The sequence below is a fragment of the Proteus sp. G2609 genome (assembly GCF_963896135.1).
Taxonomy (GTDB): Bacteria; Pseudomonadota; Gammaproteobacteria; order Enterobacterales; family Enterobacteriaceae; genus Proteus; species Proteus mirabilis.
The window spans coordinates 1-11761 of sequence record NZ_CAWQNB010000036.1; the positions used below are offsets into that span (position 1 = coordinate 1).

Here is an 11761-nt window from a genome sequence, read left to right on the forward strand (position 1 = left end):
CACATAACACGTATCTCTTAGGTAAGGAGGTGATCCAACCGCAGGTTCCCCTACGGTTACCTTGTTACGACTTCACCCCAGTCATGAATCACAAAGTGGTAAGCGCCCTCCCGAAGGTTAAGCTACCTACTTCTTTTGCAACCCACTCCCATGGTGTGACGGGCGGTGTGTACAAGGCCCGGGAACGTATTCACCGTAGCATTCTGATCTACGATTACTAGCGATTCCGACTTCATGGAGTCGAGTTGCAGACTCCAATCCGGACTACGACAGACTTTATGAGTTCCGCTTGCTCTCGCGAGGTCGCTTCTCTTTGTATCTGCCATTGTAGCACGTGTGTAGCCCTACTCGTAAGGGCCATGATGACTTGACGTCATCCCCACCTTCCTCCGGTTTATCACCGGCAGTCTCCTTTGAGTTCCCACCATTACGTGCTGGCAACAAAGGATAAGGGTTGCGCTCGTTGCGGGACTTAACCCAACATTTCACAACACGAGCTGACGACAGCCATGCAGCACCTGTCTCAGCGTTCCCGAAGGCACTCCTCTATCTCTAAAGGATTCGCTGGATGTCAAGAGTAGGTAAGGTTCTTCGCGTTGCATCGAATTAAACCACATGCTCCACCGCTTGTGCGGGCCCCCGTCAATTCATTTGAGTTTTAACCTTGCGGCCGTACTCCCCAGGCGGTCGATTTAACGCGTTAGCTCCAGAAGCCACGGTTCAAGACCACAACCTCTAAATCGACATCGTTTACAGCGTGGACTACCAGGGTATCTAATCCTGTTTGCTCCCCACGCTTTCGCACCTGAGCGTCAGTCTTTGTCCAGGGGGCCGCCTTCGCCACCGGTATTCCTCCACATCTCTACGCATTTCACCGCTACACATGGAATTCTACCCCCCTCTACAAGACTCTAGCCAACCAGTTTCAGATGCAATTCCCAAGTTAAGCTCGGGGCTTTCACATCTGACTTAATTGACCGCCTGCGTGCGCTTTACGCCCAGTAATTCCGATTAACGCTTGCACCCTCCGTATTACCGCGGCTGCTGGCACGGAGTTAGCCGGTGCTTCTTCTGCGGGTAACGTCAATTGACAAGGGTATTAACCTTATCACCTTCCTCCCCGCTGAAAGTACTTTACAACCCTAAGGCCTTCTTCATACACGCGGCATGGCTGCATCAGGCTTGCGCCCATTGTGCAATATTCCCCACTGCTGCCTCCCGTAGGAGTCTGGGCCGTGTCTCAGTCCCAGTGTGGCTGATCATCCTCTCAGACCAGCTAGAGATCGTCGCCTAGGTGAGCCTTTACCCCACCTACTAGCTAATCCCATATGGGTTCATCCGATAGTGCAAGGTCCGAAGAGCCCCTGCTTTGGTCCGTAGACATTATGCGGTATTAGCCACCGTTTCCAGTAGTTATCCCCCTCTATCGGGCAGATCCCCATACATTACTCACCCGTCCGCCGCTCGTCAGCAAGAAAGCAAGCTTTCTCCTGTTACCGCTCGACTTGCATGTGTTAGGCCTGCCGCCAGCGTTCAATCTGAGCCATGATCAAACTCTTCAATTAAAAGTGTTTGATGCTCAAAGAAATCGAAAACTTAGCTTATTCATTATATGAATTAACTTGTTAGTCACTCTTCAAGACTTGATACATCTAATTTTTTAGAAGATATCGTCTCTGCGAGTGCCCACACAGATTGTCTGATAATTTGTTAAAGAGCAGTGCAACTATCGCTGCCGTTTCCGGTCTTCTGCGTTGTTGCGAGGAGGTGCATTCTACATCTTCCTCATTCAGTGTCAAGCGCTAATTTATCAGGCTTTTCACTTTTTCTTTTGTTCTCTCAGCCGGTTCGCTTAGCGCCCTGTGCCGTGACAACGAGGACGCATTATAGGGAGTTTTCTGAGGCTGGCAATAGTTTTTTGAAAAAAAATGTTCAACAGCATATTTAATAATCAGAGCATCAATTTTAGCGCTATTTATAAACATTTATTGCTCAAAAAATAGATCAAATAGGTACTCTTCTCTTTGTTCTGTTCATTTACCTTTAAAAACACAAAACTGCAGGCATAAAAAAGAGGCCTATTCAGGCCTCTTTTTCAATTTAATGACATCTTCTATATATCATTACTATATATAAAGATACTTTATGACTGTTTTGCAATGATCTGATTGTCATCTAAGTCCAAGATAATTTCTTTACCCGGAACTAATTTACCCGACAAGATATCTTGCGCTAATGGGTTTTCAACCTCTTGTTGGATAGCACGTTTCAATGGACGAGCACCATAGATTGGGTCGAATCCAACTTCACCCAGTTTTTCTAATGCTGCTCCCGTAATAGTCACGTGATAGCCTCGCTCTTCTAAACGCTGATACAAACGACGTAATTGAATTTGAGCAATAGCGGCAATATTCTCTTTACCTAATGGATGGAATACCACTACCTCATCAATACGGTTAATAAATTCAGGTCTAAAGTGGTGACCAACAACATCCATAACAATAGTTTTCATTGCCGGATAATCAAGGGTACCGAAGCGCTCTTGAATTAAATCCGAGCCTAAGTTTGATGTCATAATGACTACGGTATTACGGAAATCAACGGTTCTACCTTGTCCATCGGTTAAACGGCCATCGTCTAATACCTGTAATAAAATATTAAACACATCAGGATGCGCTTTTTCTACCTCATCTAATAAGATGACAGAATAAGGACGGCGACGAACAGCTTCTGTTAAGTAACCACCCTCTTCATAGCCCACATATCCTGGAGGCGCCCCCACTAAACGTGAAACAGAGTGTTTCTCCATAAACTCAGACATATCGATACGCACCATCGCATCATCACTATCAAACAAGAAATCAGCGAGCGCTTTACACAATTCAGTTTTACCAACCCCGGTTGGCCCTAAGAATAAGAACGAACCAATTGGGCGATTTGGATCTGATAATCCAGCACGGCTACGACGAATTGCGTTAGAGACTGCATTTACCGCCTCATCTTGGCCGATAACGCGTCTATGTAATTCCTGTTCCATTCTTAACAGTTTTTCACGCTCCCCTTCTAACATTCTAGACACAGGGATACCTGTCCAACGCGCTAAGATTTCTGCAATTTCAGCATCTGTTACTTTGTTACGTAACAGTTTCATATGCTTATCTTCAGTTTTATTGGCTTCAGCAAGTTGTTTTTCTAAAGTAGGAATTTGACCATATTGGATCTCTGACATTTTTGCCAAATCACCACTACGGCGAGCCTGCTCTAGTGCAATACGCGCTTGCTCTAATTCTGCTTTTATATGCTGAGTACCAGTAAGCTCTGCTTTTTCTGCTTTCCATTCTTCTTCTAAGCTAGAATACTCTTTCTCTTTTTCTGCAAGTTCTTCATTTAACATAGCTAAACGTTTTTTACTTGCATCATCAGATTCTTTTTGCAGTGCTTGCTGTTCAAGTTTTAGCTGAATAATTCTTCTATCCAGTCTATCTAATGCTTCTGGTTTTGAATCCATCTGCATACGTAGACTTGCACCAGCCTCATCGATTAAGTCAATTGCTTTATCTGGCAACATACGATCAGAAATATAACGATGAGACAAAGTAGCTGCTGCTACAATCGCCGGATCCGTAATTTGTACATGGTGATGCAATTCATAACGCTCTTTTAAACCACGCAAAATGGCGATGGTATCTTCTACCGTAGGCTCCGCCACATAAACTTTTTGGAAACGACGCTCTAAAGCTGCATCTTTTTCAATGTATTGGCGATACTCATCTAATGTAGTGGCGCCGACACAGTGTAATTCACCACGTGCCAAAGCAGGTTTCAACATGTTCCCTGCATCCATCGCACCATCAGCTTTACCGGCACCAACCATAGTATGTAATTCATCAATAAACAGAATGACACTACCTTCCTGTTTAGATAAATCATTTAATACCGCTTTTAAACGCTCTTCAAATTCACCACGATATTTAGCCCCTGCTAATAAAGACCCCATATCAAGTGAAAGCACACGTTTATTTTTTAAACCTTCAGGAACTTCTCCATTAACGATCCGTTGAGCTAAACCTTCAACAATCGCGGTTTTACCTACACCAGGCTCACCAATTAATACTGGGTTATTTTTAGTACGACGTTGTAATACCTGGATTGTTCTTCTTATTTCTTCATCACGTCCAATAACGGGGTCAAGCTTGCCTTGTTCTGCTCGTTCTGTTAAATCAACAGTATATTTTTTCAATGCTTGACGTTGGTCTTCTGCATTTTGATCGTTCACTGTTTCTCCACCACGTATTTTTTCAATGGCTAATTCTAAACTGGCTTTGTTAGCTCCGGCTGCTTTTAGCATGTCCGCAACCTGACCACCGCTTTCCATGGCAGCTAAAAGAAAAAGTTCTGATGAAATAAATTCATCACCTTTTTTCTGAGCTAACTTATCGCATAAATTAAGATGTTTAATTAAATCGTTTGAAGGGTGAACTTCTCCACCAGCACCTTCCACTTTTGGTAATCGAGATAATGCATCATTAATTCTTTCATTAAATTGTGAGGCATTAACACCTGTGGATGTTAATAGTGGGCGAATAGAGCCACCTTGTTGATTAAATAACGCACTCAGTAAATGTATGGGTTCTATAAATTGATTATCGTTCCCAAGTGCCAATGACTGGGCGTCTGCGAGAGCTTGCTGGAATTTATTGGTTAATTTATCCAGACGCATAACACCTCCAAGTAAAATTCGATTTAAAATTTATCACTGGAGAATAGATGAGGTCATTTAGACAATATTCAAGCTCAAAATGACAATTTTGAGCAAAAATATTTGCCTATATTTGGGATAAGGAAGAATAAACGTTGGAGAGCGTCTATTTGATCCAGATTAATGAGGCCATACGTCCGGTAGTATGTTCACGTCGATAGGAGAAAAAGCGTGATTTATCGCTAACAGTACAAAAGTCCCCACCATAAATCTGATTTACCCCACTTTCCTGCAGAATTATTCTCGCTAACATATAAATATTAGCTAAGTATTTGCCATTGTGGGGAATAAATGCGCTATCAAAGGCAATATTTTTTTCTACAAAAGCGAGACGGACTTCTGCTCCTACTTCAAAAGCATTAGGGCCTATTGCTGGCCCTAACCACGCCATAATCTTCTCATTAGAGGCTTTAAATTGAGCGAGTGTCTGTTGTAATACACCTTGGCAAAGCCCGCGCCATCCACCATGGGCAGCGCCAACTTCCGTTCCATCAATGGTACTAAATAGCACAGGTAAACAATCTGCGGTCATGATAGCGCACACCTTATTAGCACTAGAGGTGTAAAGGGCATCGCCTTCAACGGTATGATTGTCTTGATTATCCAAATTAACCACCTCAATACCATGAACCTGTGTTAACCATAATGGCATTTCAGGTAATTGAGCTTGTTGACAAATGATACGTCTATTTTGTTCTACCAATAGCGCATCATCGCCCACATGCGCCCCTAAATTAAGGCTGTCATAAGGTGGCAAACTGACACCGCCAGTTCTTAATGTGCTACATGCGCCAATATTGTCAGGCTGTGGCCAATCAGGATAAATCAATGAGGTCATTTACCAGTCCATTTCATCTTTAAACTGTTCTGCGTCCACTTTTAGTACGCGAATAAGTTCTACCATATCATCAGGCAACGGTGCATGCCATTCCATTTCAATTCCGGTAATAGGATGATAAAGGCGTAACATTGTGGCATGTAGTGCTTGTCGGTCAAAGCGACGTAACGTCTCACGAAATTCTTCACTAGCCCCTTTCAAAGGACGCGGTCTACCACCATACAGTTGATCACCAATTAATGGATGATGGATATGAGCCATATGGACACGAATTTGGTGAGTTCGACCGGTTTCTAGACGCAAACGTAAGCGGGTATGGGCACGGAAATGTTCCATAACACGATAATGCGTCACCGCAGGTTTTCCCATTGGGTGCACTGCCATATGGGTACGTTTGGTGGGATGTCGAGAAATTGGCTCATTAACCAGCCCTCCTGCTGTCATCCTTCCTGTTGCAACCGCTTCATATTCACGGGTGATTTCGCGACGCTGTAATGCTTCTACCAAGTGAGTTTGAGCGGGAACTGTTTTTGCAACAACCATCAAACCTGTTGTATCTTTATCTAAACGATGAACAATACCAGCACGGGGAACATTAACAATCTCTGGATAACGATAAAGAAGTGCATTTAATACGGTGCCATCAGGATTACCTGCACCGGGATGAACAACAAGATCTCTTGGTTTATTAATCACCAAAATATCATCATCTTCATAGACGATATTTAACGGAATATTCTGAGGCTCCCAACGAACATCCTCTTCGATTAAGGCATCGACTTCAATTTTTTCACCGCCAAGCATTTTTTCTTTTGGCTTATTGATGATTTTATCGTTAACCTGCACTCTATTGTCTAAGATCCACTCTTTTATGCGTGATCTTGAATAATCAGGGAACAATTCGGCCAAAGCCTGATCTAAGCGTTGACCCAGCTGTGAATCTGCGACTGTAGCATTAAGTCGTATTTGTTGAGACATAAATAGTTTCTATATTAAGTTAGTATTTTGACGGCACAGCCGTTTCATTTAAAATGAGTTATAGTATAACCGATTTCAGGGAGCTTCACGGAGAGACTCCCAAACCTATTCAGAGGATAATCAATACGTGATGAGACGCATGAAATACCTAGTGGCAGCGGCCACTGTAAGCCTGTTACTTTCTGGCTGTTCTAGTTCAGACAAAGACGCAACTGCTGATATGTCTCCTTCTGAGCTTTATGCAACAAGCCAAGAAAAATTGCTAGATGGCAATTATGGAGCGGCTATCAAACAACTGGAGTCTCTCGATAATCGCTATCCTTTTGGTCCTTACTCACAACAAGTTCAGCTTGATCTGATTTATGCTTATTATAAATCAGCTGAGTTACCAATGGCGATTTCCGCTATTGACCGCTTTATGCGATTAAACCCAACCCATCCGAATATTGACTATGTTCTATATATGCGTGGGTTAACCGCTCAGGCATTAGATGATAGTGCATTACAAGGATTCTTTGGTATTGATCGCTCAGACCGTGATCCTCAGCATGCAAGAGTGGCTTTCAAAGACTTTAGCCAGTTAGTTCGCTACTATCCTGATAGCCTCTACACAGCAGATGCCACAAAGCGTCTTGTTTTTCTTAAAAACCGTTTAGCGAAATATGAACTCTCTGTTGCGAAATTCTATACCAAACGAGGGGCTTATGTCGCGGTTATTAATCGAGTTGAACAAATGATGCGTGATTATCCAGATACCGAAGCTACACGTGAAGCGCTTGTGTATATGGAAAATGCCTACAAAAAACTAGGCTTAACTCAAGAAGCAGATAAAGTTGCCTCACTGATTGCAGCCAACCCTGCTTAAACGTTTTTACTATCAAAAACAGCAGCCTAGCGCTGCTGTTTTTTTATGCTAATTCAAAGGCTAAAAACTTACTTTTCATCAGACCAACCCTCTTAATATGAACGAATAAACACAACTCTACAAGCACTCTTTTTCAGCTATTTATCATTTGTCACGTTTCTATTACTTGTTATATAAACTTCTAACAAAAAGTGATCTTGATCATGTTTTAAATTGTGTATCACGATATTCTGAACCTATCCAAGATGGAGTAATAAAGAGGTAACTATATGATTATAAATATCACTAGCAAACAAATGGACATTACCCCAGCACTACGTGAACACATTGAAAGCCGTTTAACTAAACTTAACAAATGGCAGGTAAATTTAATCAACCCTCATATTATTCTCACTAAGGATCCAAAAGGTTTTAGTGTTGATGCAAGTATTCATACTCCGAATGGACAACTTGTAGCAAACGCACAACATGTTGATATGTATGCGGCAATTAATGATCTCTTGGCAAAATTGGAACGTCAATTAAATAAAGTTCAGCATAAAAATGAGTCTCGACGTGCGGCCAATAGCTTAAAAGAAGAAAACTTACTCGTAAATGAAATATAAGTAGTGAAGCTTGATTAAAAATTAGAATAATTCACTGACTCAAAACGCCTCTGCGCATCCTCGTGATGCGCTTTTTATTGTATTTTTCTTGACTCCTCACCCATCATCATGTTTGATAGCTATATGTTAAATAGTTAATCAATCCATATAATGATGACTCACTCTTTTTTGCCATTCTTCTTTTTCTTTTTACTCTATTCTTAAAGAGGCTTTGTTTATTTCAGAAAGAAAAGTAAGAACGACAATAGCCTCCAAAAATGGAGGCTTTTTTTATTTAAAATGGTACGATACAAAAGTATAGGGCACTAACATGGAAAAACTCGATTTATTAGCAATCAGAGATAAAATCACTGCGCTAGATTCTGAACTACTTTCACTATTAGCTCAAAGACGCCAATTATCGACTGAAGTTGCCCAATTTAAATTAAATACCCACCGCCCTATTCGAGATAAAAACCGTGAGCGTGAACTGCTTGAGCTATTAATCGAAAAAGGGAAAAACGTTGGATTAGATGGCTTTTATATCAGCCGAATTTTCCAAATGATCATCGAAGATTCGGTGCTCACGCAGCAAGCCATTTTACAGCAACACCTTAATGCGACTGCAAATGAATCTGCAAGAATTGCTTATTTAGGCCCTAAAGGTTCTTATTCTCATATTGCCGCTCGCCAATATGCAGCCCGCCATTTTGATACTTTTGTTGATTGCACTTGCCATAAATTTGAAGATATTTTTACACTGGTAGAAACAGGACAAGCAGATTACGGTTTACTACCTATTGAAAACACCAGCTCTGGTGCAATTAATGATGTTTATGATTTACTACAAACGACCTCGCTGTCGATTGTTGGCGAAATTCGTATTCCAATAAATCATGCTTTATTAACAGCGGTTAAGAGTAGCCTAGAAGAATTACACACTATTTATAGCCATCCGCAACCCTTCCAACAGTGCAGTCACTATTTAAATCAATACCCTCACTGGAAAATTGAATATTGTGAAAGCACAGCCGCAGCAATGGAAAAAGTTGCATTAGCACAATCTCCCCATGTAGCCGCTATTGGTAGTGAAGCTGGCGGATCGCTTTATAATTTAACATCACTTGCTAGTAATTTAGCTAATCAACAAATTAATGTTACTCGTTTTATTGTGATTGCCCGTAAACCTATTGATGTATCAGAACAAGTACCTGCAAAAACCACCTTTTTAATGGCAACGGGGCAACAAGCAGGGGCATTAGTTGATGCTTTGATTACCTTAAAACAATACAGCATTATTATGACTAAATTAGAGTCTCGCCCAATAAATGGTACACCTTGGGAAGAGATGTTTTATATTGATGTGCAAGCTAATTTACGGGATATCAATATGCAAAAAGCATTACATGACTTATCAAAAACATCTCGTTCACTCAAAGTATTAGGATGCTATCCTTCAGAAAATATTGTACCCGTTGAAATACAATAGTTTATTATCCTACTTTATAACCAAAAGCCAGATAGCTTATTGTTATCTGGCTTTTCTACTTTTATGACTCTATTTTCAAGATAATTTAGCTAATTATAAAAAACCATACATAGCAGCAAATACCCAGCCAAAAATACAAGAAACAGTAACACCAATTAATCCCGGTAAAATAAAGCTATGATTAATAACAAAACGACCTATACGTGTTGTTCCTGAACGGTCAAATTGGATAGCGGCTAAATCACTGGGGTAAGTAGGAAGAATATAATAGCCATAACACGCCGGTGCTGAAGCAACAATATAGGCAGGATCAATACCAATACCTAAAGCCAAGGGGACTATTGCGGCTAATGCGGCGGCTTGTGAATTAACAAACTTAGAAACAAGTAATAAGACAACGGCATAAGCCCAAGGATACTCACGAACTAATTGTCCTAATGCAGCTTCTATTTCTTTCATATGTGCAGAGAACATGGTTTCTGCCATCCAAGCAATACCATAGACCGCAACAATGGCTATCATACCGGAGCGAAAAACTTCATTTTTAGAAATAAGTGAAGGATTAGTTTTACAAATAATAATAATAGAAGCGCCCGCTAATAACATAAACATTTGAATAACTAATACCATAGATAATGGTTTATTATTAAATACGGGACGTAATTCAGAAAATGCACCTAATACAGCAACAACCGCAATCGCACCTAAGAATATCCACATTGCTACCCAATTTTTCATTGGTAATTTTTTATCTAACAATGTTGCAGTATCACCATAAACGTAATCATGATTCTCTGGTACGGAAATAAAATCTTGGAAGCGCTGATCTTTATCTAACTCTTTGCCTCTAAACCAGCTAAAAATCCCAATGGCTAAAATACCAATAAAGGTTGATGGAATGGTAATCGCTAATAAATCTAAAAATTCAAGATGCTTACCATTAAAAGTGACATTACCTAACATTGCCACTAAAGTGACGACCGCAACAGATACGGGACTTGCGATAATTCCCATTTGTGAACCAATAGTACTGGCTGCCATCGGTCTTTCTGGACGAATATTATTTTTGATCGATACATCATAGATAATAGGCAAAATGGTATAAACCACATGTCCAGTACCACATAATATAGTCAGAGTACAGGTAACGAGAGGTGCAACAATAGAAATATACTTCGGATTTTTTCTTAATAATTTTTCAGCTATTTGCAACATAACATCTAAACCACCTGATGCTTGTAATGTTGCAGATGCAGAGACAACAGCAATAATCACTAACATTACATCGACAGGCGGTTTACCCGGAGGTAAATTAAAAATAAAGACTAAAATAACCAGCCCCACTCCGCCTAATAGACCTAATGCAATTCCCCCTTTCCTTGCTCCATAAAATAAACAAACTAATATAATGGCTAGTTGTATTATAAAATCCATCATTAACCCCTTAAAAAACGCATCGGAATAGAAATAAAAAATAATACAATTAAATCGTTAGCACTTTTTGCAAAAAAACAGCGTCGACCAATATAATTTACGGCATCTGTTATAGGTATTTTTTTGATCGTTGTTATAGTTTTAATATCCGTTAATTATTTTATGCAAATTTAAGATCTCACCGACAAATAGCTTAAAAAGAAAAGACATTCTTGAACATTTATCATTAACTAATTAAACCCATAGACAACAATTACATAACAAATAAATTAAAAATAATATAATGTTGTCATTATTAGGTGATTACTAAAAATAGAAATTTCATTCATTTTTTCTAAATGTATATTGGTTTTATTCATTGTAAATATTGAATAAATAAGGAATTGATATGCATACAATTATCATGTTGCTGCTAGGCTTGAGTTATTTGAATTTCGTTGATAGTGCTCATAATGAAAAAGGCTATTACTCCTATTCATTAGATCACCATATAAGTTCAACTCGCTGTACCGTAAGCCCATGCCCCGATCCGAAAGATTATTAGGTCATAACTATCAACGTTAGGAGAATAAAATGAAGAAATTAATTATTTTTATACTATCAAGTTTATTCGCTTTTTATGCTAGCGCTTATACTTGGGGTAATAAAATCAAAGATACCGTCATCGTTAGCCAGTATTGTCCACATAATAGCAATACCCAACAATCTACTCGCTGTGTTTGGCCCCCTTGTGATGATGAGTGGTAATATTTATCGCAAGATATGACATATAAAATAAAAAACGAATAACATAATCTGTCATTCGTTTTTCTTA

General features: G+C 39.9%; 9 protein-coding genes, 1 rRNA gene and 1 other annotated feature. Of the genes, 5 read left to right on the forward strand and 5 right to left on the reverse strand.

Annotated elements, in window-relative coordinates; all coding sequences use genetic code 11:
- Nucleotides 1-22 precede the first annotated feature (22 nt).
- The 4 genes from AACV01_RS10845 to rluD all read right to left on the reverse strand — a co-directional run bounded on the left by AACV01_RS10845 (nucleotide 23) and on the right by rluD (nucleotide 6575).
- A 16S ribosomal RNA gene (locus AACV01_RS10845) occupies nucleotides 23-1565 on the reverse strand.
- Between the two features lie 578 nt (nucleotides 1566-2143).
- Entirely contained in the window at nucleotides 2144-4720 is a 2577-nt protein-coding gene (clpB, locus tag AACV01_RS10850) for an ATP-dependent chaperone ClpB (protein ID WP_004244758.1), read from the reverse strand.
- A 145-nt stretch (nucleotides 4721-4865) separates the two neighbouring features.
- Complete coding sequence (gene yfiH / locus AACV01_RS10855; RefSeq protein ID WP_046335091.1) at nucleotides 4866-5597, reverse strand: purine nucleoside phosphorylase YfiH; 732 nt, start codon at nucleotides 5595-5597, stop codon at nucleotides 4866-4868.
- Nucleotides 5598-6575 (reverse strand): 23S rRNA pseudouridine(1911/1915/1917) synthase RluD, encoded by a 978-nt coding sequence (gene rluD / locus AACV01_RS10860; RefSeq protein WP_004244761.1) that lies wholly within the window; start codon nucleotides 6573-6575, stop codon nucleotides 5598-5600.
- 130 nt (nucleotides 6576-6705) lie between these two features.
- Here rluD and bamD point away from each other — a divergent pair, with 130 nt between their 5' ends.
- From bamD to pheA, 3 genes are all read left to right on the forward strand, one after another.
- On the forward strand, nucleotides 6706-7440 hold the full coding sequence (bamD, locus tag AACV01_RS10865) for an outer membrane protein assembly factor BamD (RefSeq protein ID WP_012367573.1): 735 nt from the start codon (nucleotides 6706-6708) through the stop codon (nucleotides 7438-7440).
- Between the two features lie 269 nt (nucleotides 7441-7709).
- Nucleotides 7710-8045, forward strand: a complete 336-nt coding sequence (gene raiA / locus AACV01_RS10870; protein WP_004244763.1) for a ribosome-associated translation inhibitor RaiA — start codon at nucleotides 7710-7712, stop codon at nucleotides 8043-8045.
- Nucleotides 8046-8200: 155 nt separating this feature from the next.
- Nucleotides 8201-8319, forward strand: a sequence feature (Phe leader region).
- Nucleotides 8320-8355: 36 nt separating this feature from the next.
- Nucleotides 8356-9513 carry a bifunctional chorismate mutase/prephenate dehydratase gene (pheA, locus tag AACV01_RS10875; protein WP_046335090.1) on the forward strand — a complete coding sequence of 386 codons (1158 nt, stop codon included), beginning with the start codon at nucleotides 8356-8358 and terminating at the stop codon, nucleotides 9511-9513.
- Nucleotides 9514-9606: 93 nt separating this feature from the next.
- Here pheA and AACV01_RS10880 read toward each other — a convergent pair whose 3' ends face one another.
- Entirely contained in the window at nucleotides 9607-10947 is a 1341-nt protein-coding gene (locus AACV01_RS10880; protein ID WP_036973372.1) for an anaerobic C4-dicarboxylate transporter, read from the reverse strand.
- 388 nt (nucleotides 10948-11335) lie between these two features.
- On the opposite strand from AACV01_RS10880, the gene AACV01_RS10885 reads away from it, so the two are divergent.
- Together AACV01_RS10885 and AACV01_RS10890 are read left to right on the forward strand one after the other, a co-directional pair.
- Nucleotides 11336-11491, forward strand: coding sequence for a hypothetical protein (locus AACV01_RS10885; RefSeq protein ID WP_162837332.1), 156 nt, complete (start codon nucleotides 11336-11338; stop codon nucleotides 11489-11491).
- Between the two features lie 29 nt (nucleotides 11492-11520).
- A complete protein-coding gene (locus tag AACV01_RS10890) occupies nucleotides 11521-11694 on the forward strand; it encodes a hypothetical protein (RefSeq protein ID WP_162837331.1) in 174 nt (57 codons plus the stop codon).
- Nucleotides 11695-11761: the final 67 nt, after the last annotated feature.

Excerpts from the sequence above, each read along its gene's own strand:
- clpB (WP_004244758.1), bottom strand. The coding sequence starts at position 4,720 with ATGCGTCTGGATAAATTAACCAATAAATTCCAGCAAGCTCTCGCAGAC.
- yfiH (WP_046335091.1), bottom strand. The coding sequence starts at position 5,597 with ATGACCTCATTGATTTATCCTGATTGGCCACAGCCTGACAATATTGGC.
- rluD (WP_004244761.1), bottom strand. The coding sequence starts at position 6,575 with ATGTCTCAACAAATACGACTTAATGCTACAGTCGCAGATTCACAGCTG.
- bamD (WP_012367573.1), top strand. The coding sequence starts at position 6,706 with ATGAGACGCATGAAATACCTAGTGGCAGCGGCCACTGTAAGCCTGTTA.
- raiA (WP_004244763.1), top strand. The coding sequence starts at position 7,710 with ATGATTATAAATATCACTAGCAAACAAATGGACATTACCCCAGCACTA.
- pheA (WP_046335090.1), top strand. The coding sequence starts at position 8,356 with ATGGAAAAACTCGATTTATTAGCAATCAGAGATAAAATCACTGCGCTA.
- AACV01_RS10880 (WP_036973372.1), bottom strand. The coding sequence starts at position 10,947 with ATGGATTTTATAATACAACTAGCCATTATATTAGTTTGTTTATTTTAT.
- AACV01_RS10885 (WP_162837332.1), top strand. The coding sequence starts at position 11,336 with ATGCATACAATTATCATGTTGCTGCTAGGCTTGAGTTATTTGAATTTC.
- AACV01_RS10890 (WP_162837331.1), top strand. The coding sequence starts at position 11,521 with ATGAAGAAATTAATTATTTTTATACTATCAAGTTTATTCGCTTTTTAT.